The 26,046-nt window shown below is 70.6% G+C and carries 21 protein-coding genes; 8 read left to right on the plus strand and 13 right to left on the minus strand.

Annotated elements, in window-relative coordinates; translation table 11 throughout:
- Positions 1–116: 116 nt before the first annotated feature.
- The gene (locus ACZ407_RS10820; protein ID WP_468127339.1) at positions 117–1,121 is read left to right on the plus strand and encodes a LacI family DNA-binding transcriptional regulator; all 1,005 of its coding nucleotides are present in this window, start codon (positions 117–119) and stop codon (positions 1,119–1,121) included.
- 129 nt (positions 1,122–1,250) lie between these two features.
- Here ACZ407_RS10820 and prcA read toward each other — a convergent pair whose 3' ends face one another.
- The 6 genes from prcA to arc all read right to left on the minus strand — a co-directional run bounded on the left by prcA (position 1,251) and on the right by arc (position 7,006).
- The gene (gene prcA, locus ACZ407_RS10825; RefSeq protein WP_468127342.1) at positions 1,251–2,012 is read right to left on the minus strand and encodes a proteasome subunit alpha; all 762 of its coding nucleotides are present in this window, start codon (positions 2,010–2,012) and stop codon (positions 1,251–1,253) included.
- Positions 2,013–2,048: 36 nt separating this feature from the next.
- The gene (prcB, locus tag ACZ407_RS10830; RefSeq protein ID WP_468127344.1) at positions 2,049–2,888 is read right to left on the minus strand and encodes a proteasome subunit beta; all 840 of its coding nucleotides are present in this window, start codon (positions 2,886–2,888) and stop codon (positions 2,049–2,051) included.
- On the minus strand, positions 2,840–3,160 hold the full coding sequence (locus ACZ407_RS10835; RefSeq protein WP_468127346.1) for an endonuclease domain-containing protein: 321 nt from the start codon (positions 3,158–3,160) through the stop codon (positions 2,840–2,842). Before ACZ407_RS10835 ends, prcB begins: the two co-directional genes overlap by 49 nt.
- On the minus strand, positions 3,096–3,308 hold the full coding sequence (locus ACZ407_RS10840) for a ubiquitin-like protein Pup (RefSeq protein ID WP_328971189.1): 213 nt from the start codon (positions 3,306–3,308) through the stop codon (positions 3,096–3,098). The genes ACZ407_RS10835 and ACZ407_RS10840 overlap by 65 nt, the downstream gene beginning before the upstream one ends.
- A 181-nt stretch (positions 3,309–3,489) precedes the next feature.
- The gene (gene dop, locus ACZ407_RS10845) at positions 3,490–5,001 is read right to left on the minus strand and encodes a depupylase/deamidase Dop (RefSeq protein ID WP_468127348.1); all 1,512 of its coding nucleotides are present in this window, start codon (positions 4,999–5,001) and stop codon (positions 3,490–3,492) included.
- Between the two features lie 238 nt (positions 5,002–5,239).
- Positions 5,240–7,006, minus strand: coding sequence for a proteasome ATPase (arc, locus tag ACZ407_RS10850; RefSeq protein WP_468127349.1), 1,767 nt, complete (start codon positions 7,004–7,006; stop codon positions 5,240–5,242).
- A 253-nt stretch (positions 7,007–7,259) separates the two neighbouring features.
- On the opposite strand from arc, the gene ACZ407_RS10855 reads away from it, so the two are divergent.
- A complete protein-coding gene (locus ACZ407_RS10855) occupies positions 7,260–7,580 on the plus strand; it encodes a ferredoxin (protein ID WP_468127350.1) in 321 nt (106 codons plus the stop codon).
- Positions 7,581–7,584: 4 nt separating this feature from the next.
- Here the strand turns inward: ACZ407_RS10855 and ACZ407_RS10860 are convergent, their stop codons facing one another.
- The 3 genes from ACZ407_RS10860 to ACZ407_RS10870 form a co-directional block, all read right to left on the minus strand.
- Positions 7,585–8,154: a hypothetical protein gene (locus tag ACZ407_RS10860; protein WP_468127352.1), complete on the minus strand. Its 570-nt coding sequence runs from the start codon at positions 8,152–8,154 to the stop codon at positions 7,585–7,587.
- Positions 8,155–8,375: 221 nt separating this feature from the next.
- Positions 8,376–9,278: a tRNA (adenine-N1)-methyltransferase gene (locus ACZ407_RS10865; RefSeq protein ID WP_468127354.1), complete on the minus strand. Its 903-nt coding sequence runs from the start codon at positions 9,276–9,278 to the stop codon at positions 8,376–8,378.
- A 19-nt stretch (positions 9,279–9,297) separates the two neighbouring features.
- Positions 9,298–10,683, minus strand: a complete 1,386-nt coding sequence (locus ACZ407_RS10870) for a site-2 protease family protein (protein ID WP_468127355.1) — start codon at positions 10,681–10,683, stop codon at positions 9,298–9,300.
- Between ACZ407_RS10870 and ACZ407_RS10875 the strand changes: the two genes are divergently transcribed.
- The gene (locus ACZ407_RS10875) at positions 10,682–11,554 is read left to right on the plus strand and encodes a RecB family exonuclease (protein ID WP_468127357.1); all 873 of its coding nucleotides are present in this window, start codon (positions 10,682–10,684) and stop codon (positions 11,552–11,554) included. The genes ACZ407_RS10870 and ACZ407_RS10875 overlap by 2 nt on opposite strands.
- A gap of 62 nt (positions 11,555–11,616) precedes the next feature.
- Positions 11,617–12,288, plus strand: a complete 672-nt coding sequence (locus ACZ407_RS10880; protein WP_468127358.1) for a response regulator — start codon at positions 11,617–11,619, stop codon at positions 12,286–12,288.
- Between the two features lie 125 nt (positions 12,289–12,413).
- Here ACZ407_RS10880 and ACZ407_RS10885 read toward each other — a convergent pair whose 3' ends face one another.
- The 4 genes from ACZ407_RS10885 to metH all read right to left on the minus strand — a co-directional run bounded on the left by ACZ407_RS10885 (position 12,414) and on the right by metH (position 20,440).
- Positions 12,414–13,988, minus strand: coding sequence for an ABC transporter substrate-binding protein (locus ACZ407_RS10885; protein ID WP_468127360.1), 1,575 nt, complete (start codon positions 13,986–13,988; stop codon positions 12,414–12,416).
- Between the two features lie 71 nt (positions 13,989–14,059).
- Positions 14,060–15,667: an ABC transporter substrate-binding protein gene (locus ACZ407_RS10890; RefSeq protein WP_468127362.1), complete on the minus strand. Its 1,608-nt coding sequence runs from the start codon at positions 15,665–15,667 to the stop codon at positions 14,060–14,062.
- A gap of 446 nt (positions 15,668–16,113) precedes the next feature.
- Positions 16,114–16,815 carry an HAD family hydrolase gene (locus ACZ407_RS10895; RefSeq protein ID WP_468127364.1) on the minus strand — a complete coding sequence of 234 codons (702 nt, stop codon included), beginning with the start codon at positions 16,813–16,815 and terminating at the stop codon, positions 16,114–16,116.
- Between the two features lie 115 nt (positions 16,816–16,930).
- The gene (gene metH / locus ACZ407_RS10900) at positions 16,931–20,440 is read right to left on the minus strand and encodes a methionine synthase (RefSeq protein WP_468127365.1); all 3,510 of its coding nucleotides are present in this window, start codon (positions 20,438–20,440) and stop codon (positions 16,931–16,933) included.
- A 303-nt stretch (positions 20,441–20,743) separates the two neighbouring features.
- Here metH and ACZ407_RS10905 point away from each other — a divergent pair, with 303 nt between their 5' ends.
- The 4 genes from ACZ407_RS10905 to ACZ407_RS10920 all read left to right on the plus strand — a co-directional run bounded on the left by ACZ407_RS10905 (position 20,744) and on the right by ACZ407_RS10920 (position 25,872).
- Entirely contained in the window at positions 20,744–21,511 is a 768-nt protein-coding gene (locus ACZ407_RS10905) for an IclR family transcriptional regulator (RefSeq protein WP_468127367.1), read from the plus strand.
- Between the two features lie 350 nt (positions 21,512–21,861).
- The gene (locus ACZ407_RS10910) at positions 21,862–22,617 is read left to right on the plus strand and encodes an MIP/aquaporin family protein (RefSeq protein ID WP_468127368.1); all 756 of its coding nucleotides are present in this window, start codon (positions 21,862–21,864) and stop codon (positions 22,615–22,617) included.
- Positions 22,618–22,687: 70 nt separating this feature from the next.
- Positions 22,688–24,214, plus strand: coding sequence for a glycerol kinase GlpK (gene glpK / locus ACZ407_RS10915; RefSeq protein ID WP_468127370.1), 1,527 nt, complete (start codon positions 22,688–22,690; stop codon positions 24,212–24,214).
- A gap of 50 nt (positions 24,215–24,264) precedes the next feature.
- Positions 24,265–25,872, plus strand: coding sequence for a glycerol-3-phosphate dehydrogenase/oxidase (locus tag ACZ407_RS10920; RefSeq protein ID WP_468127372.1), 1,608 nt, complete (start codon positions 24,265–24,267; stop codon positions 25,870–25,872).
- The last annotated feature ends 174 nt before the right edge of the window (positions 25,873–26,046 follow it).

Below are 26,046 nucleotides of genomic sequence, written 5' to 3' on the forward strand. Positions count from 1 at the left end.
GACCCGGCCGGGGTAATACGTATAACCAACGTCGTCATACGTACCATGTCCCCAAGTGGCGGGTCCACTCCCGCGCTGCGCACCCGTCGTCTGACCTGCACTCCCGGAGAGCACCTGTGACCAGGCCCACCAGCCGCGACGTCGCCCGGGCCGCCGGGGTGTCCCAGGCGACCGTCTCGCTCGTACTCGGCGACAAGTGGCGCGGACGCGTCTCGGAGCGCACCGCCGGGCTCGTCCGCGACACCGCCCGCACCCTCGGCTACCGGCCCAACCTCGCCGCCCGCAACCTGCGCCTCGGCCACACCCGCACCGCCCTCCTCGTGGTCCCGGCCCTGACCAACGAGTTCTTCGCCCGCGTCTACACCGGCGCCGCGCGGATCGCCGCCGAGCACGACTTCGGCGTGGTCCTCTACCTCTCCCCCGACGGCACCGGCCCCGCCCGCGACCCCTTCCCCTCCGCCCGGGCCGCCCTCGACGGGGTCATCGCCTCCTCCATGGCCGCCGGCGCCCTCGACGCCATCCACGGAGAGGAGCTCCCGCTCGTCATGCTCGACAGCAACCCGGCCGGCGGGACGGCGGCAGCCTTCGTGAACGTGGCCCTCGCCGACGGCATGCACCAGATCGCCGGGCACCTCGTGGACCTCGGCCACCGCGACGTGCTCCACCTCGCCGCCGCCGTGGACACCTGGACCTTCGACGTCCGCGCCGAGGCCCTCGCCACCGCCTTCGGCCGGGCCGGCGCCCGCCTGCGCACCGCCCGCGCCGCCCTCAACGTGGACGCCGGCCGCGCCGCCGCCGAAGCGGCCCTCGCCGATCCGGCGGACCGGCCCACCGCCATCGTCTGCGACGACGACATCCTCGCCGCGGGCGCCTGCAAGGCCGCCCGCCGGCTCGGCCTGCGCATCCCCCAGGACCTCTCCGTCACCGGCTTCGACGACCTGGCCCTCGCCGGGGCCGTCGAACCGGAGCTGACCACCGTGGCCCTGCCCGCCGAGCGGGTCGGCGAACAGGGCATGCACGCCCTGCTCACCGTCCTCGAAGGCCGCCCCTGGGAGTCCCCCGACCTCCCGGTCACCCTGAAGGTCCGCGGCTCCACCGCGCCCCCGCCGACCCCGCGCTGACCGCGGCCGCGCCCCGCACCCGCGGGCACCCGCCCCGCCGGGTCCCGGACACGGCTGCGCCCCGAACACACCCGGACACGGCTGTGCCCCGGCCCGCTCGCGGCGGGCCGGGGCACATGCGCCGGGAACCTACTCGGATTCCTCCGGCGCCTCGTCGTTCGACACGGCATCGGCCTGGGCCTCCGCCGCCACCACCGGCTCCAGCAGCCGCTCCAGCTGCCGGCCCCGGATCCGCTTGAACTTCCGCTGCTGCACCCGGGTCCGGTCCAGCACCGCGACCTCCAGCCGGTCCGCGGGGATCTCCCGGTCGGTGCCGTTGGTCTGGTTGGACAGGGCCTGCACCGCCAGCTTCAGCGCCTCCGACAGGGTCATGCCGTCGCGGTGCCGCTGGTCCAGGAAGGTGCTGATCTGCTCGGCGTTGCCGCCGACCGCGACCGAGCCGTGCTCGTCCACGATCGAGCCGTCGTGCGGCAGCCGGTAGATCTGGTCCCCGGCGGCGGTCGTGCCGACCTCCGCGACCACGAGCTCCACCTCGTACGGCTTCTCGGCCGCCGAGGAGAAGATGGTGCCGAGGGTCTGCGCGTACACGTTCGCCAGACCGCGGGCCGTCACGTCGTCGCGGTCGTAGGTGTACCCGCGCAGGTCCGCGTAGCGCACACCGCCGATCCGCAGGTTCTCGTACTCGTTGTACTTGCCGGCCGCGGCGAAGCCGATCCGGTCGTAGATCTCGCTGAACTTGTGCAGCGCGCGGGACGGGTTCTCACCGACGAACACGATGCCGTCGGCGTACTGCAGCACGACCAGGCTGCGGCCGCGGGCGATGCCCTTGCGGGCGTACTCCGCCCGGTCGGCCATCGCCTGCTGGGGGGAGACATAGAACGGAGTCGACACCGGCTGTCCGTCCCTTTCTTCTCGGGTGACGAGGACTCAGAGGAGGGCCGCGCGCGGCCCGTCGGGCTGCTCCAGGCGGTGCTCGGTGACCGAGCGGGCCAGGGCCGAGGACTCCTCCTCGGTGAGCCTCCTGAAGCCCTCGTCGGTGATGACGGTGACGATCGGGAAGATCCGGCGGGCCAGGTCCGGGCCGCCGGTCGCCGAGTCGTCGTCGGCGGCGTCGTACAGCGCCTGCACGACCAGCGTGGTGGCCTGCTCCTCCGTCAGATCGGGGCGGTACAGCTTCTTCATGGAGCCGCGGGCGAAGATGGAGCCCGAGCCGGTGGCCGCGAAGCCGTGCTCCTCGGACCGGCCGCCGGTGACGTCGTAGGAGAAGATCCGGCCCTTCTCCTTGCCCTCGTCCCAGCCCGCGAAGAGCGGGACGACGGCCAGGCCCTGCATGGCCATGCCGAGGTTGCTGCGGATCATGGTGGACAGGCGGTTGGCCTTGCCCTCCAGGGAGAGGGTCGCGCCCTCCACCTTCTCGAAGTGCTCCAGCTCCAGCTGGAACAGCTTCACCATCTCCACGGCCAGGCCGGCCGTGCCGGCGATGCCCACCGCGGAGTACTCGTCGGCCGGGAACACCTTCTCGATGTCCCGCTGCGCGATCATGTTGCCCATCGTGGCCCGCCGGTCACCCGCGAGCACGACGCCCCCCGGGAACGTCGCGGCCACGATGGTGGTGCCGTGCGGCGCCTCGACGATCCCCTCCGGCAGCTTCCGGTTCCCCGGCAGCAGCTCCGGCGAGTGACTCCCGAGGAAGTCCATGAAGGACGAAGACCCCGGCGTCAGGAAGGCCGCAGGTAGACGCCCGGTGCTACGAGTGTTGGCTTCCACGCGTGTCCCTCCAGAAATGAGATGGCCCGACGAACGGTGTCGGGAGCGTCTCCCAACTTGCCGATGCACGAATTGCAGTTGAAGCACATTGCGCCAGGGACACTACCCTCCCTCGGGCAGTGGTCCACCTGCGCGAAGGGGGCGGTCCAGCGGCCTGCCTCGCAGCCCACCGGCCGCCCCCACCTTCGATCCGAAGGTTCAGGCAGCCTACTGGCCACCCTTTTGAACGAAGGACCGCACGAAGTCCTCGGCGTTCTCTTCGAGCACATCATCGATTTCGTCGAGGACGGAGTCGACGTCGTCGGAGAGCTTCTCCTGTCGCTCCTTGAGGTCGGACTGTGCCTCCGCGGCCTGCTCCTCGACCTCTTCGGTCGAGTGCGTGGCCTTCTGCTGTCCGCCGCCGGTGTCCTTGGTCGCCATGTCTCCCTCACCCCGCTCGGTTCGCACGCTCGTGGAGAGATTCCGGGGACGGAATCTCAAGATCAGACCCTGATCAGACCCTACATTCAGTGCCCCGGTTTCGGGCCGGTCATTTCAGGAACACCCGGGTTCTTCGCGCCTCATGTCCATGATTCCCAGGCGCGGGGGCTTTCAGCCGCCGTCAGCCGCCCGAAAGGACCCGGACCAGGTCCTCGGCCGTGCGGCAGCGGTCCAGCAGCTCCTTGACGTGGTTGCGCGTGCCGCGCAGCGGCTCCAGGGTGGGCACCCGCTGGAGCGAGTCCCGGCCGGGCAGGTCGAAGATCACCGAGTCCCAGGAGGCCGCGGCCACGTCGTCCGCGTACTGCTCCAGGCAGCGCCCGCGGAAATAGGCCCTGGTGTCCTCGGGGGGCTTGCTCTCGGCCCGTTCCACCGCCGGCTCGTCCAGCAGCCGCTTCATCTTGCCGCGGGCCACGAGACGGTTGTACAGGCCCTTCTCGGGCCGTACGTCGGAGTACTGGAGGTCCACCAGGTGCAGCCGGGCCGCGTCCCAGTCCAGCCCGTCCCGGCGCCGGTAGCCCTCCAGCAGCTCCCGCTTGGCGATCCAGTCCAGCTCCCCGGACAGGCTCATCGGGTCGCTCTCCAGCCGGCCGAGCACGTCCTCCCAGCGCGTGAGCACGTCCCGGGTCTGCTCGTCCACGTCGGAGCCGAAGCGCTCCTCCACGTACTTGCGGGCCAGCTCGAAGTACTCCATCTGGAGCTGTACGGCGGTCAGGGTGCGCCCGCTGCGCAGCTGGATCAGGTGCCGCAGGTCGGGGTCGTGGGAGACCTGGTGCAGGGTGCGCACCGGCTGGTCCACGGCCAGGTCCACCGTGATGAAGCCGTCCTCGATCATCGAGAGGACCAGGGCGGTGGTGCCCAGCTTCAGGTAGGTCGAGATCTCGGAGAGGTTCGCGTCCCCGATGATCACGTGCAGCCTGCGGTACTTCTCGGCGTCGGCGTGCGGCTCGTCCCGGGTGTTGATGATGGGGCGCTTGAGGGTGGTCTCCAGCCCGACCTCGACCTCGAAGTAGTCCGCGCGCTGGCTGATCTGGAAGCCGTGCTCGCGCCCGTCCTGCCCGATGCCGACGCGGCCGGCGCCGGTGACCACCTGCCGGCTGACGAAGAACGGCGTGAGGTGGCGCACGATGTCCGAGAAGGGGGTCTCCCGCTTCATCAGGTAGTTCTCGTGCGTGCCGTACGAGGCGCCCTTGTTGTCGGTGTTGTTCTTGTACAGGTGGATCGGCTGGGCGCCGGGCAGCTGCGCCGCCCGCTCGGCGGCCTCGGCCATGATCCGCTCGCCGGCCTTGTCCCAGAGGACGGCGTCCCGCGGGTTGGTGATCTCCGGCGAGCTGTACTCGGGGTGCGCGTGGTCCACGTAGAGCCGCGCCCCGTTGGTGAGGATCACGTTGGCGAGGCCGATGTCCTCGTCCGTCAGCTGGCTGCTGTCGGCCGCCTCGCGGGCGAGGTCGAAGCCGCGGGCGTCCCGCAGCGGGTTCTCCTCCTCGAAGTCCCAGCGGGCGCGGCGCGCCCGGTGCATCGCCGCCGCGTAGGCGTTGACGATCTGGGACGAGGTGAGCATGGCATTGGCGTTCGGGTGACCGGGGACGGAGATCCCGTACTCCGTCTCGATCCCCATTACTCGCCGTACGGTCATGCGGCGGCCCTCCTTGCCCGGCGGCGCTCCCCTCCGGGAGCGGCGCTCAAGTACCGCTGGTGCTCCGGTGCGTGTGCGGTGCCCGTCCCCGCACTGCGGATGCGGCGGTACGGAAGAGCCTAGAGCGGCTCCGCTCTGCTGGGGAGATCATTTCGGTCATTGCCGTGGCTGCGGCGCCCGGCTGAAAAGCAGTCGGCTGCGGGTGCCCCCGGAGGGCTCCCGCAGCCGCCCGTGTCTCTCAGAGGTACTGACCGGTGTTGGCCACCGTGTCGATGGAGCGTCCGGTGTCCGCGCCCTGCTTCCCGGTGACGAGGGTGCGGATGAACACGATCCGCTCGCCCTTCTTTCCGGAGATCCTGGCCCAGTCGTCCGGGTTGGTGGTGTTGGGCAGGTCCTCGTTCTCCTTGAACTCGTCCACGCACGCCTGGAGGAGGTGGGAGACCCGGAGGCCCTTCTGGTTCTGGTCGAGGAAGGCCTTGATGGCCATCTTCTTGGCCCGGTCCACGATGTTCTGGATCATGGCGCCGGAGTTGAAGTCCTTGAAGTACAGGACTTCCTTGTCGCCGTTGGCGTACGTGACCTCGAGGAAGCGGTTCTCCTCGCTCTCCGCGTACATCTGCTCGACGACCGTCTGGATCATGCTCGCGACCGCGACCTCGGAGGACCCCTGGTGCTCGGCGAGGTCGTCGGCGTGGAGCGGGAGCGAGGCCTTGAGGTACTTCGCGAAGATGTCCTTGGCCGCTTCGGCGTCCGGACGCTCGATCTTGATCTTCACGTCGAGCCGGCCGGGGCGCAGGATGGCCGGGTCGATCATGTCCTCGCGGTTGGAGGCGCCGATGACGATGACGTTCTCCAGGCCTTCCACACCGTCGATCTCGGCGAGGAGCTGCGGGACGATGGTGTTCTCCACGTCCGAGCTGACGCCGGATCCGCGGGTGCGGAAGAGGGACTCCATCTCGTCGAAGAAGACGATGACGGGGGTGCCCTCGCTCGCCTTCTCACGGGCGCGCTGGAAGACCAGGCGGATGTGCCGCTCGGTCTCGCCGACGTACTTGTTGAGGAGCTCGGGTCCCTTGATGTTCAGGAAGTACGACTTCCCGGCTGCCTTTCCGGTCACCTCTGCGACCTTCTTGGCAAGGGAGTTGGCGACGGCCTTCGCGATGAGCGTCTTGCCGCATCCGGGCGGGCCGTAGAGCAGGATGCCCTTCGGCGGCCGCAGTTCGTGCTCCTTGAAGAGGTCGGGGTAGAGGTAGGGGAGCTCGACGGCGTCGCGGATCAGCTCGATCTGGTCGCCCAGGCCGCCGATCTTGTCGTAGTCGATGTCCGGAACCTCTTCGAGGACGAGCTCCTCGACCTCGCTCTTCGGGACCACCTCGTACACGTAGCCGGAGCGGGGCTCCAGCAGGAGGGCGTCGCCGGGGCGGATGGTGATGTCCAGCAGCGGCTCGGCGAGCCGCACCACCCGCTCCTCGTCGGTGTGCCCGACCACCAGGGCGCGCTCGCCGTCCTCCAGGATCTCCTTGAGGGTGACGATGTCCCCGGCGCGCTCGAATTCCATGGCCTCGACCACGTTGAGCGCTTCGTTGAGCATGACTTCCTGGCCGCGCCTGAGGTCCTCAGGGTCGACGCTGGGGCTGACGTTCACACGGAGCTTTCGGCCTCCGGTGAAGATGTCGACGGTGCCGTCTTCATTTGCCTGAAGGAAGACGCCGAAACCGGCCGGCGGCTGAGCGAGCCGGTCCACTTCTTCTTTGAGGGCCACGATCTGGTCTCGGGCCTCACGGAGCGTATTGGCGAGCCGCTCATTCTGAGCGGACACACCCGCCAGATTGGTCTGCAGCTCGACGATCCGCTCTTCGAGAATCCTCGTGTGACGCGGAGAGTCGGCGAGCTTGCGGCGCAGGACGGCGATTTCCTGCTCAAGATAGGCAACCTGGCCAGCGGGGTCCTCAGACCCCCGCCCCGGCCGGATGCCGCGGTTGATGTCGTCGTCGTGGGCTGCCACGGTCCTCACCTCCTCCAAGGGGAGCTGGACGCTTCCTGACCCTACCTGGGCTGGTGGTGATTGAAACCCCTAGATCACAAAGACGGTAGGGGTGTGTCCGATCTTCACCCTTGCGTACTCCCTCACGCCAGGGAAATACCCACCCATCAACATCGGAAAGCAGCCGGTTGTAAGGTCGAAGCGTTCAACACCCGTCAGGGGCGGCGCGACTTGCGTCACGTTGGATCACAGTGCGCAGGGAACGGCAGGAGACATGACCGTGCAGCAGGAGGCCCCGGGGGGCGTGGCGGACGCGGACCGGGAGGGTCTGGAGGTCTGGATCGACCAGGACCTCTGCACCGGGGACGGGATCTGCGTGCAGTACGCGCCGGAGGTCTTCGAGCTCGACATCGACGGCCTGGCGTACGTGAAGAGCGCCGAGGACGAGCTGCTGCAGGAGGCGGGGGCGACCGCTCCGGTTCCGCTGCCGCTGTTCCAGGACGTGGTGGACTCGGCCCGGGAGTGCCCGGGCGACTGCATCCACGTACGGCGGGTTTCGGACGGGGTCGAGGTCTACGGCCCGGACGCGGAGTGACGGATCACACACGCTTCGCTTCGGTGGTCTCCTGCCGGAACTTGCCGCCGCTCCAGTGCCACTTGGCATGGATGCGGGTGTCGGGGCAGCAGCTGGGCACCTCGGGCGTGGAGTAGCCGAGCAGGGTGGCCGTGACGGTGCCCTTGCGGACGGCGAGCGCGGTGGCGTTCCGGCGGTCCTTGGGGTCGAGGAGGGTGGCGACCACCCGCGGGCGGCCCCCCGGCCCGCCGCCGACGAGGACGTAGATGCCGTTGGGCGGGGTGCCCAGGCCCGCGGCGCAGCGGACGGCGGCCACGGTTTCGGGGCGGCCGTCCCCGTCGAGGTCGCCGGCGGCCCGCGCGGTCACCTCGGTCCCGGCCCCGCGGCAGTCGAGCGGGTACGCGGCGGCTCCGGCGTCGGGGACGGGCGCCTCGGGGGCCGGGAGGGCCGCGGCGGCCTCGTGGAGGCCTGCGGCCCGGCCGGGCTGGAGGAGGCCGGCGGAGGCGACGACGGCGGCCAGGGCGGCGGCGGTGGCGAGCCAGTGGACCGGCCGGCTGCGGGTGTGGGCCGGTTCCGGGACGACGGGGGTGTGCACGCGGGGTGGCTCCTGGGGGCGCGGCCGACGGGTGTTCCGGAGGGGGAGGCCAGCATCGTGCCACACCTCACACCGCGGCGGAACGGTCGGGTCCGTGCGGCCGGGCGGCAGAGGGTGCGGGGCCCCGGTGGGGCAACGAAAGGGCGCCGTGGCGCAGTTCCCGGATGGTCGGGGGAACTGCGCCACGGCGCCTTGGTGTTGGGTGCTGCGGGGCGGTGCGCTCAGTCGCGCCGGCCGGAGCCCGAGCCGGGGCCCTCGTAGTCCTCGCCGTAGGCGCCCTTGGCGGGGCGGCGGCGGCGCAGCGGGGGCTCGACGCCGTCGGCGAGGCGCCGGGCGGTGACGAGGAAGCCGGTGTGGCCGATCATCCGGTGGTCGGGGCGGACGGCGAGGCCCTCCACGTGCCAGTTGCGGATCATCGACTCCCACGGCTGCGGCTCGGCGAAGCAGCCGATCTCGCGGATGGACTCGACGGTCTTCGACAGCTGGGTGGTGGTGGCCACGTAGCAGCAGAGGATGCCGCCGGGCACGAGGGCCTTGGAGACGGCCTCCAGGCACTCCCAGGGGGCCAGCATGTCGAGGATGACGCGGTCCACGTCGGTGTCGGACAGGTTGTCCTGGAGGTCGCCGACGGTCAGCTGCCACGCGGGGTGCGGGCCGCCGAAGTAGCGCTCGACGTTGTCCTTGGCGATCTCGGCGAAGTCCGCGCGGCGCTCGTAGCTGTGGAGCATCCCGTGGTCGCCGATGGCGCGCAGGAGGAAGCTGCTGAGCGAGCCGGAGCCCACACCCGCTTCGACGACGCGCGCGCCGGGGAAGATGTCGGCGAAGGCCAGGATCTGGCCCGCGTCCTTGGGGTAGACCACGGCGGCGCCGCGGGGCATGGACAGGACGTAGTCGGGGAGCAGGGGGCGCAGCGCGAGGTACGCGACGTTCCCCGTGGTACGGACAACACTGCCCTCGGGAGCGCCGATCAGCTCGTCGTGCGGGAAGGAACCCTTGTGGGTGTGGAAATTCTTCCCGGCTTCGAGCGTGAACGTGTAGTGGCGTCCCTTGGGGTCGGTGAGCTGGACCTGGTCCCCGACCTTGAAGGGCCCGCGTCGGCGGGCGGCACCGGTCGGTTCGGACATGTGACCAGTGTATTGGGTGTCAGGAGTGGGGCCGCGCCATGGCCTGCACGAAGGCGGTCTCGACGTCCTGGGTGGACAGGACCCCGTAGATCTCGCCGGTGGGCTCGACGACGAGGTATTCGGTGGCGGGGGTGGCGCGGAGGGTTTCGAGGAGGTCTTCGCCGGCGAGCTCTGCCGAAACCTTCATCCCCTCGGTGAGGTCCTGGGCGACGGTGCCGACGTCCACCCACGGGCGGCGGTGCGGGGGGACGGAGGCCAGGGCGGCTTCGCGGACGAGGGCGGTGGGCTCGCCCTCGGCGTCCACCACGACGAGGGCGCGGGCGCCGGCCTCGTTGGCGCGGCGCAGGGCCTCGGAGAGGGGAGTGCCGGCTTCCACGGGGATGGCCCGGCGCGTGAGGGTGCGGGCGCGCAGGCGCGGCAGGTGCTCGCGCAGGCGGGCCATGCGCAGGCTGCTGCCGGCGCCGGTCCAGATGATGGCGGCGAGGATGGCGGCGAGCAGGGCGTCGGTGACGGTGTCCATGCCGCCGATGTCCTCGGCGCGGTTGCCGAGCAGTTCGCTGCGGGTGAGCCAGGGCAGGCCGACGAGGACGGCGATGGCCAGGGCCCGGCCGGTCCAGGCGGCGGCGACGGTCCCGGTCATGGGCTTGCCGGTGATGCCCCAGACCACGGCGCGCAGCATGCGGCCGCCGTCGAGGGGGAGGCCGGGCAGCAGGTTGAACGCGGCGACGATCAGGTTGGAGATCATCAGTCCTGCCAGCAGGACACCGGGGATGCTGCCGGGCCGGGTGGCCTGCATGCCGGCGTAGAAGAGCCCGGCGAGGACGAGGGAGAGCAGCGGGCCGACGAAGGCGAGGACGAATTCGCGGCCGGGGGTCTCGGACTCCTTCTCGATCTCGGAGACCCCGCCGAAGAACTGGAGGCGGATCCGGCGTACGGGGAGCTTGTAGCGGAGCGCGGCGACGGTGTGCGCGAGCTCGTGGACGAGGACCGAGGCGTAGAAGGCCACGGCGAAGAAGAGGGCCACGAGGTAGCGGGCGGCGCCGAGCCCGGGGAGGACGGATTCCAGGCGGTCGCCGAAGGCCCAGGTGATGAGGGCGGCCACGAGGAACCAGCTGGGCGAGACGTAGACGGGCACGCCGAAGGGGCGGCCCATGAGGAGGCCGCCGCCGGGATCGCGGCGGGGGCGTCCGTTGCGCTGGGGGTCCGCGGGGCCTTCCGGGGTGTCGGTGTCGGCCACTGCTGTCCTTCGGTCGGCTGGTCGGTTCGTGGGGGTCCGTGCCGTTTCGGTGCGGTCCGAGGCTGCCGTTCCGCTGCGCGGGGTGATGCTTCGATCATGCAGCGCGAGGTGCCCCGCCGTCGATGGTATGCGCGGGCTGTCGGCGGCGGGCCGTAGGGTCTTCGTCATGACGACGATCCCCGGTCCGGGCGGCGGCGGTGCCGCGGCTCCCTCTTCGCTGTCCCCGTCGCGGGCGAGTGACTTCATGCAGTGCCCGCTGCTGTACCGGTTCCGGGTGATCGACCGGCTGCCGGAGAAGCCGAGCGCGGCGGCGACCCGGGGCACGCTGGTGCACGCGGTCCTGGAGCGGCTCTTCGACCATCCGGCGGCGGAGCGGACCGCGCCGCGGGCGAAGGCGCTGATCCCGGGGCAGTGGGACCGGCTGCTGGAGGCCAAGCCGGAGCTGGCCGGGCTGTTCGCGGAGGATCCGGACGGGGCGGGGCTGGCCCGCTGGCTGTCGGAGGCCGAGGCGCTGGTGGAGCGCTGGTTCACGCTGGAGGACCCGACCCGGCTGGAGCCGGTGGAGCGCGAGTTCTTCGTGGAGACCGAGCTGGAGTCGGGGCTGCGGCTGCGCGGGATCATCGACCGGGTGGACGTGGCGCCGACGGGCGAGGTGCGGATCGTCGACTACAAGACGGGGAAGGCGCCGCGGCCGGAGTACGCGGAGGGGGCGCTGTTCCAGATGAAGTTCTACGCCCTGGTCGTGCTGCGGCTGAAGGGCGTGCTGCCGCGCCGGCTCCAGCTGGTGTACCTGGGCAGCGGCGAGGTGCTGACGTACGACCCGGTGCCGGCGGACCTGGAGCGGGTGGAGCGCAAGCTGCTGGCCCTGTGGGAGGCGATCCGGGAGGCGACGGAGACGGGCGAGTGGCGGCCGCGGCCGACCAAGCTCTGCGGCTGGTGTGATCATCAGTCGGTGTGTCCCGAATTCGGGGGCACTCCCCCGGTCTACCCTCTGGAGATCGTGCGCCGGGGCGCGGGGGAGCGCCCGGCCGAAGGCTGATCCGCCGGTCAGGGCAGAATGGGCCGGGACTGCGCGATCCGCCCGACGATGTGAGGTTATCCGTGGCTGTCCGTGTCCTGCTGGTCGACGACCAGCCGCTGCTGCGCACCGGTTTCCGGATGATCCTGGAGGCCGAGCAGGACCTCGTGGTGGTCGGCGAGGCCGGGGACGGCCTGCAGGCCCTGGACCAGGTGCGCGCCCTGCAGCCGGACGTGGTGCTGATGGACATCCGGATGCCGCGGATGGACGGGGTGGAGGCCACCCGGCAGATCACCGGCCCGGACCGCAACGGCCCGGCGAAGGTGCTGGTGCTGACCACCTTCGACCTCGACGAGTACGTGGTGGAGGCGCTGCGCGCGGGTGCGAGCGGCTTCCTGCTCAAGGACGCCCCTGCGAACGAGCTGGTGCAGGCGATCCGGGTGGTGGCGGGCGGCGAGGCGATGCTCGCGCCGAGCATCACCCGGCGGCTGCTGGACAAGTACGCGGGCCATCTGCCCTCGGGTGAGCAGGCGGTGCCGGACACCCTGGGCTCGCTGACCGAGCGGGAGGTGGACGTGCTGAAGCTGGTGGCGCGCGGGCTGTCGAACGCGGAGATCGCCGCGGACCTGTTCGTGAGCGAGACCACGGTGAAGACCCACGTGGGCCACGTGCTGACCAAGCTGGGCCTGCGCGACCGGGTGCAGGCGGCCGTGTACGCGTACGAGAGCGGGCTGGTGCGCCCCGGCGCGCAGTAGGACCCGGGCGGGCGGCAGGGCGGCGCGGGCGGTGTTCCGGCGGCGCGTCCGCCCCGGCGCCGGATACGCGTCCGCCCCGGCGCCTGGTGGCGCCGGGGCGGCGGTTCGTCCGGGGCGGGCCGGGCTCAGCCCTTGCTGATCTCCCAGAAGCGGAAGACCGTCGAGGCGTCCAGGGACCACTGGAGTCCGGTGACGTTCTCGCGGGCCACGGCGTACTGCTTGCTCTGCCACAGGGGCAGGACCGGCACGTCGTCCGCGACGATGTTCTGGAGCTGGGTGTACTCGGCGTTGGTGAGCGTCCGGTCCGAGATCTTGGCGGTCTTCGGGATGATCTTCCCGGTGATCGTGGCGTTCTCGTAGCGGTTGTTCAGCACGTTGCCCTCGCCGAAGAACGGCTGGGCGAAGCTGTCCGGGTCCGGGTAGTCGGGGATCCATCCCTTGACGTAGACCCCGTACTCACCGGCCTCGACGGCCTTCTCGTACTGGTCGTAGGCGACGGACTTCACCTCGGCCGAGAACAGGCCGCTCGCGTTGAGCTGCCGGGCGATGGCCGCCAGCTCCTGGTCCGTGGCCGGCCCGAAGCGGGAGGGCGTGGACCACAGGGTGAGCTTGACCTTGCCGGTGATCCCGGCCTTGCGCAGGACCGCCTTGGCCTTGTCGGGCTGCGGGGTGCCGCCGTACCGGTCGAAGAACGGCGTGGTGTGGCCGTTGATCCCGGACGGGATGATCGAGTACAGCGGGGTGGCGGTGCCGTTGTAGACGTCGCGGACCAGGGCCTCGCGGTCGACCAGGTAGGCGATGGCCTTGCGGACCGAGGCCTTGCCGGCGACGGGGTCGGCCGTGTTGAAGACGAGGTACTTGACCTCGGCCCCGGTGCCCTGGACCACGTCGATCGACTCGCCGCCGGTGCCCAGGCCGGCGATGTCCGCCGAGGCCAGGCCGCGGAAGGCGAAGTCGATGTCGCCCTTCTCCAGCGCGCGCTTCAGCGCCGCCTGGTCGTTGTGGAAGAACTTCATGGTCATGCCGGAGTTCTTCGCCTTGGCCGAGCCCGTGTACGAGCCGTTGACGGAGAACTTGGCGCTCTCGTCGTCGAACGAGTCGAGGGTGTAGACGCCGGAGCCCACGGCCTTGCCGTCGGTGCGCAGCTTGTCGGCCGGGTACTCCCGGTGGTCGACGATGGAGCCGGCACCGGCCGCGATCTTGCTGGGGAAGGTCGCGTCCGGGGTCTTCAGGCGGAAGACGACGTTCTTGTCGTCCGGGGTCTCGATGCCCTCGATGGAGGAGAGCAGGACCGCGGGGCCGTTCTCGTCGTTGATCTTCAGCGTGCGCTCGAAGGAGAACTTGACGTCCTTCGAGGTCAGCGGGTTGCCGTTGCTGAACTTCAGCCCGGACTTGAGGGTGCAGCGGTACACCTTGCTGCTGCTGTCCTCGAAGGCGCACTGCTGCGCGGCGTCGGGCTCGGGGGACGTGCTGCCCTTGGGGAAGCTCAGCAGGGTCTGGAAGACGTTGTTGAACAGGAGCCAGGAGCCGGCGTCGTAACCCGAGGCCGGGTCCGTCGCCGCCACCTTGTCGGACATCCCCATGACCACCGAACCGCCGGTGCCCGAGGAAGCCGACTCCTCCGAACCGCAACCGCTGAGCAGGGCTGCCGCGGTCACCGCGCCGAGCGGGGCCGCCAACCACTGGTTACGTCTGTTCACGCGAACGTGCCTCACTGTCTTGACTGTTGTGTCCGCCGGCCCGCGCCATCCGCTGCCGGTTGCTGCCCGTCTCAGCCGCTGACGCCGCGGCCGAGCTCCCACAGCTGAAGGTCGGAGATGGAGTTGACCGACCACTCCACACCGGTGATCCCGTCGCGTGCGGCCACGTACTGCTTGGCCTGCCACAGCGGCAGCACCGGTACGTCCTCGGCGACGATGTCCTGGATCTGCCCGAAGGTGTTCGCGGCGATGGTGCGGTCACCCGCGCGCCGGGACTCGGGGATCAGCTTCTTGCGCACCGTGCCGTTGGCGTACGGCGTGTTGAGGAAGTTGCCCTCCTCCAGGAACGGCGCGAGGAAGTTGTCGGCGTCGGGGAAGTCGGGGAACCAGCCGAGGCCGTAGACCGCGTACTCGCCCTTCTTCTGGGCGGGGCGGAACTCGGCCCACGGGGTGCCCTTGACCGTGACGTCGAACAGCTTGGTGGCGTTGAGCTGGGCCTTGAGGGCCTCGAACTCGGCGGCGGTGCCGTCGCCGTAGTGGTCCGTCGTGTAGTTCAGGGTGAGCTTGACGGGGGTGGCGACCCCGGCCCCGCGCAGCAGGGAGGCCGCGGCCGCGGGGTCGGACTCGCCGCCGTACTTGTTGAAGAACGAGTTGACGTGGCCGCCGACGCTGGAGGGCACCAGGGAGTACAGCGGCTCGGCGGACCGGCCGTAGACCTTCTCGATCAGCGCGGCCCGGTTGACGGACGCGGCGACGGCCTGGCGGACGGCCTTGTCCTTGACGGCCGGGGCCTCGGTGTTGAAGCCGAGGTAGCGGATCTCCAGGCCGGACATCGGGACGAGCTTGACCCCCTTGGGGGGCTTCGCGGACAGCTCCTCGATCTGGGCGGGCGAGAGGCTGCGGGACATCATGTGGATGTCCCCGTCCTCCAGGGCCTTGCCCATGGCGGCGGAGTCCTCGAAGGTGCGCAGCTCGACCTTGTCGTTCTTGAGCTTGAGGTCGCCCTTGTAGTTCTTGTTCTTGCTGAAGACGACGCGGACCAGCTGGTTGTCCTTGACCTCGGGCTTCATCGTGTACGGGCCGGAGCCGTCCACGTCGAAGCCGGGGCGCAGCTTGTTCCCGTCGTACTGCTTGCTGCTGACGATGCCCGCGGCGGGGGTGGACAGCTTGTACGGGAAGGTGGCGTCGGGGGTCTTCAGGTGGAAGACGACCGTGTCCTCGCCCTTGGTCTCGACGGTGTCGAGGGTGGAGAGCAGGACGGCGGGGCCGTTCTCGTCGTTGATCTTCAGCGTGCGCTCGATGGAGAACTTGACGTCCTGGGCGGTGAGCGCGTCCCCGTTGGAGAACTGCAGGCCCTGGCGCAGGGTGCAGCGGTAGCTCTCGTTGCTCTCGTCGGTGAAGCGGCAGTCCTCGGCCGCCTCGGGGACGGGCTCGCCGCCGCCGCGCGGGATGTGCATCAGCGTCTGGACGGTCTGGCGCAGCACGTTCCAGGCGCCGGCGTCGTACGCGTAGGCGGGGTCGAAGGGGGCGGGTGCGTAGTCCGCGGCCTCGAACCGGTCGGTGGTGCCGACGACGATGGCCCCTCCGCCCGCTCCCCCGCCGGTGGCGCTGCCGCAGGCGGCGAGCGCGGGGGTGAGCAGTACGGCGGCGGCCGTCAGCACCAGGGTCTTGCGGTTCATCCTCGGAGTTCTCCCTCAACCGGCACTTGGTCACAGCGGTGTCGGGCAATGCGCCGGGCGCCCGTTCGGGGCGGAACGATCGGGCCGGGTCGATAGACGATCGGTTCCACGCGGGGTGCGTGCAGGGGTGTGTACGCAGGCCCACGGAGGTGGCGGCGCGACTGCCAGCGTTGACGATAGTGGTCCGTGGCGGGATGGCTGGAACTGGCCGGACTTGGGGCGTAATCGCACGGTGATGGGTGCCAACTGGCTGCGCACGGTGACGCCCGGCTGTTTCGGTCAGGAGATGATCAATCCGGACACAAGGGAAGGGCCGCGGGCGCGCAAAGGGGACACGGCGGGTCTTCCCGGGTGACGAAGGTCACCCGGGGATCCCGGAGAGAGGAACGCGCTGTGACGGAATCGGGCCCGCCGGAGCGGACCGCACCGGCACTCCGGGTGACCGTTCAGTTCATTCCGGTGATGAGGGAGCGCAGGAAGGCCAGGTCCACGTCTTCGAGCGAGGAGACGACGGTGCGGCCCGGGGCGGGGGCGATGGCCCCGACGGAGGGCACGGCGACCACGCGGCAGCCGGCGGCCTCGGCGGCGGCGACCCCGGTGGCGGTGTCCTCGATGACGGCGCAGCGCGAGGGGTGCGCGCCGAGGGCCTGGGCGGCCCGCAGGTACGGGTCGGGGTGCGGCTTCGTCCGGGGCACTTCGTCGCCGGCGACGCTCAGGGCGAAGCGCTCGGGGCCCAGGGAGCGGAGGATGCGGTCGATGACGCGCCGGTGGGAGGCGGAGACCAGGGCGGTGGGCACGTTGTGGCGGGCCAGTTCGGCGAGCAGGCGCTCGGCTCCGGGCATGAGGGGCACGCTGTCGGCGATGCGGGCCTCGAAGCGCTCGTTGAGCAGGACGCTGAGTTCGGCGAGGCCGACCTCGGCGCCGGTGGCCTGGATGAGGTAGCCGAGGCTGCGGCTCATGGGGCCGCCGACCACCACGTCGCGCCAGGACTCGTCGAGCCGGTGGCCCAGCTCGGCGAAGACGGCGACCTCGGCGTCCCACCAGAAGCCCTCGGTGTCGACGAGGGTGCCGTCCATGTCGAGGAGGACGGCCTGGAGCGCCGAGCCGTCGGCGGTCCTGGTGACGGACGCCGGAACCGTGCTGGTCATACGGCACACCTCCTGTAGGGGACGACAAGGCCGGCCGCCTCCCCCCGCGGGCATGCATGCCCCGGGGTTCAGGCGACCGGCCTGTGTGGGACCGACAAGTGTACGTCGATCTGCGTCAGCGTGCGTTGAAGTACTTCGCCTCGGGGTGGTGGATGACGATCGCGTCGGTGGACTGCTCCGGGTGCAGCTGGAACTCCTCGGAGAGGTGGACGCCGATCCGCTCGGGCTGGAGGAGGTCGGCGATCTTCGCGCGGTCCTCCAGGTCGGGGCAGGCGCCGTAGCCGAGGGAGAAGCGCGCGCCGCGGTACTTCAGGTCGAACATGTCCTCGATGCCGGCCGGGTCCTCGCCGCCGAAGCCGAGCTCGGCGCGGACCCGGGCGTGCCAGTACTCGGCGAGGGCCTCGGCGAGCTGGACGGACAGGCCGTGCAGCTCCATGTACTCGCGGTAGGAGTCGGCGGCGAACAGCCGGGCGGTCTCCTCGCCGATCTTCGAGCCGACGGTGACCACCTGGAGGCCGACCACGTCGGTCTCGCCGCTCTCCTCCGGGCGGAAGAAGTCGGCGAGGCACAGGCGGCGGCCGCGGCGCTGGCGGGGGAAGGTGAAGCGGGTGCGCTCGGAGCCGTCCTCGTGGAGGAGGATCAGGTCGTCGCCCTTGGACACGCACGGGAAGTAGCCGTAGACCACGGCGGCTTCGAGGAGGTTGTCGGTGTGCAGCCGGTCCAGGAGTCCGCGCAGCCGCGGCCGGCCCTCCTGCTCGACGAGCTCCTCGTACGTGGGGCCGCCGGCGCGGGCCTGCTTGAGACCCCACTGGCCCTTGAAGAGGGCGCCCTCGTCGAGCCAGGAGGCGTACTCCTTGAGGCCGATGCCCTTGACCACGCGGGTGCCCCAGAACGGGGGTGCGGGGACCGGGTTGTCGGTGGCGACGTCGGACCGGCCGCCCGGCTCGGGCTCGTCGATCCGGAGGTCCGCCGTGTCGCGCTTGGGCACGCGGCGCTGCTTGAGCTCGGGCAGGGTGGCGCCGGGGACGCCGCGCTTGACGGCGATGAGGGCGTCCATGAGGCGCAGGCCCTCGAACGCGTCGCGGGCGTAGCGGACTTCGCCCTCGTAGATCTCGTGGAGGTCCTGTTCCACGTAGGCGCGGGTGAGGGCGGCGCCGCCGAGGATGACGGGGTAGTCCGCGGCCAGCTTGCGCTGGTTGAGCTCCTCCAGGTTCTCCTTCATGATCACGGTCGACTTGACCAGGAGGCCGGACATGCCGATGACGTCGGCCCGGTGCTCCTCGGCGGCTTCGAGGATCGCGGAGACGGGCTGCTTGATGCCCAGGTTGACCACGTTGTAGCCGTTGTTGGAGAGGATGATGTCCACGAGGTTCTTGCCGATGTCGTGGACGTCGCCGCGGACGGTGGCGAGGACGATGGTGCCCTTGCCCTCCGCGTCGGACTTCTCCATGTGGGGTTCGAGGTAGGCCACCGCGGTCTTCATGACCTCGGCGGACTGGAGCACGAAGGGCAGCTGCATCTGGCCGGAGCCGAAGAGCTCGCCGACGACCTTCATGCCCTCCAGGAGGGTGTCGTTGACGATGTCCAGGGCGGGCCGGGTCTGCAGCGCCTCGTCGAGGTCGGCTTCGAGCCCGTTCTTCTCGCCGTCGATGATGCGGCGCCGGAGGCGCTCCTCCAGGGGCAGGGCGAGGAGCTCCTCGGCCTTGCCCGCCTTGAGGGACTTGGTGTTGACGCCCTCGAAGAGCTCCATGAGCTTCTGGAGGGGGTCGTAGCCCTCGGCGCGCCGGTCGTAGATGAGGTCGAGGGCGGTGGTGACCTGCTCCTCGTCGAAGCGGGCGATCGGGAGGATCTTGCTCGCGTGGACGATGGCGGAGTCGAGTCCGGCCTTGACGCACTCGTCGAGGAAGACGGAGTTGAGCAGGATGCGGGCGGCCGGGTTGAGCCCGAAGGAGATGTTGGACAGGCCGAGGGTGGTCTGCACCTCGGGGTGGCGGCGCTTGAGCTCGCGGATGGCCTCGATGGTGGCGATGCCGTCGCCGCGGCTCTCCTCCTGGCCGGTGCAGATGGTGAAGGTCAGGGTGTCGATGAGGATGTCGCACTCGCGGATGCCCCAGTTGCCGGTGAGGTCGGCGATGAGGCGTTCGGCGATGGCGACCTTGTGCTCGACGGTGCGGGCCTGGCCCTCCTCGTCGATGGTGAGGGCGATCAGCGCGGCGCCGTGCTCCTGGGCCAGCCGGGTGACCTGGGCGAAGCGGGACCGGGGGCCGTCGCCGTCCTCGTAGTTGACGGAGTTGATGACGGCGCGGCCGCCGAGCTTCTCCAGGCCCGCCTTGATGACGTCCACCTCGGTGGAGTCGAGGACGATGGGCAGGGTGGAGGCGGTGGCGAAGCGGCCGGCGAGCTCCTCCATGTCGGCGACGCCGTCGCGGCCCACGTAGTCGACGCAGAGGTCGAGCATGTGGGCGCCCTCGCGGATCTGGTCGCGGGCCATCTCCACGCAGTCGTCCCAGCGGCCGTCGAGCATGGCCTCGCGGAACTTCTTGGAGCCGTTGGCGTTGGTCCGCTCGCCGATCGCCATGTACGCCGTGTCCTGGCGGAACGGGACGGTCTGGTAGAGCGAGGAGGCGCCGGGCTCGGGGCGGGGCTCGCGGACGGCCGGGGAGAGCGGGCGGACCCGCTCGACGACCTGGCGCAGGTGCTCGGGGGTGGTGCCGCAGCAGCCGCCGACGAGGGAGAGCCCGTACTCGCGGACGAAGTTCTCCTGGGCGTCGGCGAGCTCGGAGGCGGACAGCGGGTAGTGCGCGCCGTCCTTGGTGAGCACGGGCAGGCCGGCGTTGGGCATGCAGGAGAGCGGGATGCGGGAGTTGCGCGCGAGGTAGCGCAGGTGCTCGCTCATCTCGGCCGGGCCGGTGGCGCAGTTCAGGCCGATCATGTCGATGCCGAGGGGCTCCAGCGAGGTCAGCGCGGCGCCGATCTCGGAGCCGAGCAGCATGGTGCCGGTGGTCTCGACGGTGACGGAGCAGATCAGCGGGACGGTGACGCCGAGGGCGGCCATGGCGCGGTGGGCGCCGATGAGGGAGGCCTTCGTCTGGAGGAGGTCCTGGGTGGTCTCGACGAGGAGGGCGTCGGCCCCGCCGGCGATGAGCCCTTCGGCGTTGGTCTGGTAGGCGTCGCGGATCGCGCCGTACGAGATGTGGCCGAGGGTGGGCAGCTTGGTGCCGGGGCCCATGGAGCCGAGGACCCAGCGCTGCTGTCCGGTGGCGGCGGTGAACTCGTCGGCGACCTCGCGGGCGATCCGGGCGCCGGCCTCGGAGAGCTCGTGGTTGCGCCCGGGGATGTCGTACTCGGCGAGCGCGGAGAGGTTGGCGCCGAAGGTGTTGGTCTCGACGCAGTCCACGCCGACGGAGAAGTAGGCCTCGTGCACCGAGCGGACGATGTCCGGGCGGGTGACGTTGAGGACCTCGTTGCAGCCTTCGAGGTTCTGGAAGTCCTCGAGGGTGGGGTCCTGCGCCTGGAGCATGGTTCCCATGGCTCCGTCGGCCACCACCACGCGCGTGGCGAGCGCCTGGCGGAGGGCGTCGGCCCGGGTCTGGGTGTCTGCGGACGGGTTCGGCAACGAGGCCATGGACTGCTCCCTGGAATGCGACGGCTGTCGGCTTTGCACCCTGTGTGTCCAGGGTGCACGCCGTCAGGTTAACCGCGCGTGTGCCCGGCGGGTGAAGGCGTCCCACCCTCCGGACGACCACCTTGGCAACTCCGGAGGGCATGCTGTTGCCGGGGGTGGCTGGCGCGACTCGCTCTTGACAGACTTTCCCTCACCATGCACAAGGTCGGCATCGACCGATAGTGTTCGTCATTGTCGAACCACGTCCGGTAAGCAGCGCCTCCCCGCCGGGGGCCGCACCGGCAAGCACAGGAGGCAGCGCCGATGGCACGGAACATCCAGTCGCTCGAACGGGCTGCTGCGATGCTGCGCCTGCTCGCGGGGGGTGAGCGCCGGCTCGGGCTGTCCGACGTGGCCTCCGCGCTCGGCCTGGCCAAGGGCACGGCCCACGGGATCCTGCGCACCCTGCAGGCCGAGGGCTTCGTGGAGCAGGACCCGGCCTCGGGCCGCTACCAGCTGGGCGCCGAGCTGCTGCGGCTGGGCAACAGCTACCTGGACGTGCACGAGCTGCGGGCCCGGGCCCTGGTGTGGACGGACGACCTGGCCCGCGCGAGCGGGGAGAGCGTGTACGTGGGCGTGCTGCACAAGCAGGGCGTGCTGATCATGCACCACGTGTTCCGGCCGGACGACAGCCGCCAGGTGCTGGAGGTGGGGGCCATGCAGCCGCTGCACTCCACGGCCCTGGGCAAGGTGCTGTCCGCCTACGACCCGGTGGCCCACTCCGAGGCCGTCGAGGCCGAGCGCCAGGCGTTCACGGCGGCCACGGTGACGGACCTGGAGGGCTTCGAGGCGGTCCTCGACCTGACCCGGGCCCGCGGCTGGGCCGCGGACGTGGAGGAGACCTGGGAGGGGCTGGCCTCGGTCGCCGCCCCGATCCACGACCGGCGCCGGATGCCGGTGGGCGCGGTGGCGGTGGCGGGCGCCGTGGAGCGGGTCTGCGGAGCTCCGGGCGAGGTGCGCTCCGAGCTGGTGGCGGCCGTACGGGACTGCGCGCGGGCGGTCTCCCGCGATCTCGGCGCCGGCCGGTTCTGAGCGCCGGCGACGCGCCGGTGGCCGGATAGGCGCGCTTCACAGGGCCCCTCGGGCGTGGCTTCATGGACGCCACGCCTTTTCGCCATGTCCGCTTTCAGTGCATTACGAGGGATTTCAGGGGATCCTACCGTGTGGTAACGATCCGGCATTCGGCACCTCGGACTCTTGACGCCGTCTTCACACGGGCGGAAAACTGCCGTTCACCGGTCGGCATTGTCGAACACCTAACGGCAATACGCGTTAAGGTAGGGCAGTGCCACGGGCCGGAATCGCACTCACCGAGTGCGCGGACCACCGAACGGGACCGGTGGAACCGCTCACCCCCTGGACGTAGGACAAAGGAGTCGCGGGTGTCCAGCTCCGACATCTTCATCGGCGAGACCATCGGTACCGCCCTGCTCACTCTGCTCGGCGGAGGCGTCTGCGCCGCCGTGACTCTCAAGAGCTCGAAGGCCCGCAACGCGGGCTGGCTCGCCATCACCTTCGGCTGGGGCTTCGCGGTGCTGATCGCCGCGTACGTGTCCGCCCCGCTCTCCGGCGCGCACCTCAACCCGGCCGTCACCGTCGGCATCGCCGTCAAGGACGGGGACTGGAGCAACACCGGCATCTACCTGGCCGGCCAGCTGCTCGGCGCCATGATCGGCACCGCCCTGATGTGGATCACGTACTACGGCCAGTTCCGCGCCCACCTCACGGACCCCGAGGTCACGCACGACCTCAGCGGGCCGGCCGGTCCGGTGCTCGGGATCTTCTCCACCGGCCCCGAGATCCGCAACGTGGTGCAGAACCTGGCCACCGAGATCATCGGCACCGCGGTGCTCGTCCTCGCCATCCTCACGCAGGGCCTCCAGGACGGCGGCAAGGGCCTCGGCGTGATCGGCGTCCTGATCACCTCGTTCGTCGTGGTGGGCATCGGCCTCTCGCTCGGCGGCCCGACCGGCTACGCCATCAACCCGGTGCGCGACCTCGGCCCGCGCATCATGCACGCCGTCCTGCCGCTGCCCAACAAGGGCGGCTCGGACTGGGGATACTCCTGGATCCCGGTGGCGGGCCCGCTCGTCGGCGCCCTCCTCGCCGGTGGTCTCTACAAGATCGCGTTCGTCTGATTCGTCTGAACAGCACCAGCTGCACGGAACACTTTCGCCGCCCCCTCACGACCTGCCAGGAGCAGACACCATGACCACGAGCACCGGGCCCTTCATCGCCGCGATCGACCAGGGCACCACGTCCTCGCGCTGCATCGTCTTCGACCGCGACGGCCGCATCGTCTCCGTCGACCAGAAGGAGCACGAGCAGATCTTCCCGAAGCCGGGCTGGGTCGAGCACGACGCCACCGAGATCTGGACCAACGTCCAGGAGGTCGTCGCCGGGGCCATCCAGAAGGCCGGGATCACCGCCGCGGACGTCAAGGCCGTCGGCATCACGAACCAGCGCGAGACCACCGTGATGTGGGACAAGAACACCGGCGAGCCGGTGCACAACGCGCTGGTGTGGCAGGACACCCGCACCGACGCCCTCTGCAAGGAGCTCGGCCGCAACGTCGGCCAGGACCGCTTCCGCCGCGAGACCGGCCTCCCCCTGGCCTCCTACTTCTCCGGCCCGAAGGTCCGCTGGCTGCTGGACAACGTCGAGGGCCTGCGCGAGCGCGCCGAGGCCGGCGACATCCTCTTCGGCACCATGGACACCTGGGTCATCTGGAACCTGACCGGCGGCGTGAACGGCGGCCGGCACGTGACCGACGTCACCAACGCCTCGCGCACCCTCCTGATGAACCTGCACGAGCTGGCCTGGGACGAGCGCATCCTCCAGTCCATCGACATCCCGGCCGCGGTGCTGCCGGAGATCCGCTCCTCCGCCGAGGTCTACGGCGAGGTCAAGGACGGGGTCCTGGCGGGCGTGCCGGTCGCCTCCGCGCTCGGCGACCAGCAGGCCGCCCTGTTCGGCCAGACCTGTTTCGCCGAGGGCGAGGCCAAGTCCACGTACGGCACCGGCACGTTCATGCTGATGAACACCGGCGACAAGATCATCAACTCCTACAGCGGCCTGCTGACCACGGTCGGCTACCAGATCGGCGACCAGAAGCCGGTCTACGCCCTGGAGGGCTCCATCGCCGTCACCGGCTCGCTCGTCCAGTGGATGCGCGACCAGATGGGCATGATCAAGACCGCGGCCGAGATCGAGACCCTGGCCTCCTCCGTCGAGGACAACGGCGGCGCCTACTTCGTGCCCGCCTTCTCCGGCCTGTTCGCCCCGTACTGGCGCTCCGACGCCCGCGGTGTGATCGCCGGCCTCACCCGCTACGTCACCAAGGCGCACATCGCCCGTGCCGTCCTGGAGGCCACCGCCTGGCAGACCCGCGAGATCACCGACGCCATGACCAAGGACTCCGGCGTCGAACTGTCCGCGCTCAAGGTCGACGGCGGTATGACGTCCAACAACCTGCTGATGCAGACGCTCTCGGACTTCCTGGACGCCCCCGTGGTGCGCCCGATGGTCGCCGAGACCACCTGCCTCGGCGCCGCGTACGCCGCCGGCCTGGCCGTCGGCTTCTGGCCCGACACGGACGCGCTGCGCGCGAACTGGCGCCGGGCCGCCGAGTGGACCCCGCGGATGCCCGCCGACCAGCGGGACCGCGAGTACAAGAACTGGCTCAAGGCCGTCGAGCGGACCATGGGCTGGATCGACGAGGAAGACCACAGCTGAGTTCCGGCTGACGGACTTGTCGATCACTGACAGCTGACGAGGAGCTAACAATGAGCAGCCTGCAGAGCGTGCCCGCGCTGGGCACGCACCCGACCGCCGGCTCGAACCCGAGCCGCGCCGAGACCCGAGAGCAGCTGGCGAAGGCCACCTACGACCTGCTGGTCATCGGTGGCGGCATCCTGGGCACCTCGGTGGCCTGGCACGCCGCGCAGTCGGGCCTGCGGGTCGCCATGGTGGACGCCGGCGACTTCGCCGGCGCCACCTCCTCGGCCTCCTCCAAGCTGGTCCACGGCGGTCTGCGCTACCTGCAGACCGGAGCGGTCAAGCTGGTCGCCGAGAACCACCACGAGCGCCGGGTGCTGGCCAAGGACGTGGCCCCGCACCTGGTCAACCCGCTCACCTTCTACCTGCCCGTCTACAAGGGCGGCCCGGTGGGCGCCGCCAAGCTGGGCGCGGGCGTCTTCGCGTACTCCGCGCTGTCGGCCTTCGGCGACGGCATCGGCAAGGTCATATCCCCGGCCCGCGCCGCCGCCGACAACCCGGGCCTGCGCACGGACAACCTGAAGGCCGTCGCGGTCTACTACGACCACCAGATGAACGACTCCCGGGTGGCCGTCATGACGGTCCGCGCGGCCGTCGAGTCGGGTGCCGTCGTCCTCAACCACGCCGAGGTCACCGGTCTGCGCATGACCGGCGGCCGGGTCTCCGGCGCCGAGCTCAAGGACCGCCTGGACGGCACCGAGTTCGGCATCGACGCCCGCGTCGTGCTCAACGCCACCGGCCCGTGGGTGGACCACCTGCGGCGTCTGGAAGACAAGCACGCGGCCCCGTCGATCCGCCTCTCCAAGGGCGCGCACATCGTGATGAAGCGCAACTCGCCCTGGAAGGCCGCCATGGCCACCCCGATCGACAAGTACCGCATCACCTTCGCGCTGCCGTGGGAGGACCAGCTGCTGCTGGGCACCACCGACACCCAGTACGAGGGCGACCCGGCGGACGTGCGCGCCACCGAGTCCGACATCCAGCAGATCCTGGACGAGGCGGCGTTCTCCATCCAGGACGCGGACCTCGACCGCTCGCTGATGACGTACGCCTTCGCCGGTCTGCGGGTGCTGCCCGGCGGCCCGGGGGACGTGGCCCAGGCCAAGCGCGAGACCGTGGTCACCGAGGGCCGCGCCGGCATGCTGTCGGTGGCCGGCGGCAAGTGGACCACGTACCGGCACATCGGCCGGGTGGTCATGGACAAGCTGGCGAAGCTCCCGGGCAGCCCGCTGACCGAGGACATGGAGCCGGTGAAGTCCCTGGTGCGCCGGGTTCCGCTGCCCGGTGTCGCCAACCCCAACGCGGTCGCGCACCGCCTGCTCGTGGACCGCGAGCCGGGCATGCGCATGGACCCGCTGACCGCGCGCCACCTGGCGACCCACTACGGCTCGCTGGCCTTCGACATCGCCCGCCTCGTGAACGAGGACCCGGCGCTGGGCGAGCGCATCCACGAGGACGGCCCGGAGATCTGGGCCCAGGTCGCCTACGCCCGCGACCACGAGTGGGCGCAGACCGCCGACGACGTGCTGCGCCGCCGCACGACGCTGACGATCCGCGGCCTGGACACCGACGAGGTGCGCACCCGGGTCGAGGAGATGCTGGACCGCCGGGCCTGACGGCGGCCGGGCCCGCCGGGCCCGGCGGCGGCAGAGCGCGCAGAGGGGCGGTCCGGGTGCGGACCGCCCCTTTGCGCTGCTGCACTGGCAGTTCCCCGTTTTCCCCTTGCTGTGGCGGGGATGGATCCAAGCCGTAGGCTGACCCCGGTAACGCAAGGGAACTTCGGAAGGAGA

Source organism: Streptomyces sp. NPDC030809 (genome assembly GCF_055572195.1).

Excerpts from the sequence above, each read along its gene's own strand:
- ACZ407_RS10835 (WP_468127346.1), bottom strand. The coding sequence starts at position 3,160 with ATGATGTGCTCGAAGAGAACGCCGAGGACTTCGTGCGGTCCTTCGTTC.
- ACZ407_RS10840 (WP_328971189.1), bottom strand. The coding sequence starts at position 3,308 with ATGGCGACCAAGGACACCGGCGGCGGACAGCAGAAGGCCACGCACTCG.
- dop (WP_468127348.1), bottom strand. The coding sequence starts at position 5,001 with ATGACCGTACGGCGAGTAATGGGGATCGAGACGGAGTACGGGATCTCC.
- ACZ407_RS10855 (WP_468127350.1), top strand. The coding sequence starts at position 7,260 with ATGACCGTGCAGCAGGAGGCCCCGGGGGGCGTGGCGGACGCGGACCGG.
- ACZ407_RS10865 (WP_468127354.1), bottom strand. The coding sequence starts at position 9,278 with ATGTCCGAACCGACCGGTGCCGCCCGCCGACGCGGGCCCTTCAAGGTC.
- ACZ407_RS10875 (WP_468127357.1), top strand. The coding sequence starts at position 10,682 with ATGACGACGATCCCCGGTCCGGGCGGCGGCGGTGCCGCGGCTCCCTCT.
- ACZ407_RS10870 (WP_468127355.1), bottom strand. The coding sequence starts at position 10,683 with ATGACGAAGACCCTACGGCCCGCCGCCGACAGCCCGCGCATACCATCG.
- ACZ407_RS10890 (WP_468127362.1), bottom strand. The coding sequence starts at position 15,667 with ATGAACCGCAAGACCCTGGTGCTGACGGCCGCCGCCGTACTGCTCACC.
- ACZ407_RS10895 (WP_468127364.1), bottom strand. The coding sequence starts at position 16,815 with ATGACCAGCACGGTTCCGGCGTCCGTCACCAGGACCGCCGACGGCTCG.
- metH (WP_468127365.1), bottom strand. The coding sequence starts at position 20,440 with ATGGCCTCGTTGCCGAACCCGTCCGCAGACACCCAGACCCGGGCCGAC.
- ACZ407_RS10905 (WP_468127367.1), top strand. The coding sequence starts at position 20,744 with ATGGCACGGAACATCCAGTCGCTCGAACGGGCTGCTGCGATGCTGCGC.
- glpK (WP_468127370.1), top strand. The coding sequence starts at position 22,688 with ATGACCACGAGCACCGGGCCCTTCATCGCCGCGATCGACCAGGGCACC.
- ACZ407_RS10920 (WP_468127372.1), top strand. The coding sequence starts at position 24,265 with ATGAGCAGCCTGCAGAGCGTGCCCGCGCTGGGCACGCACCCGACCGCC.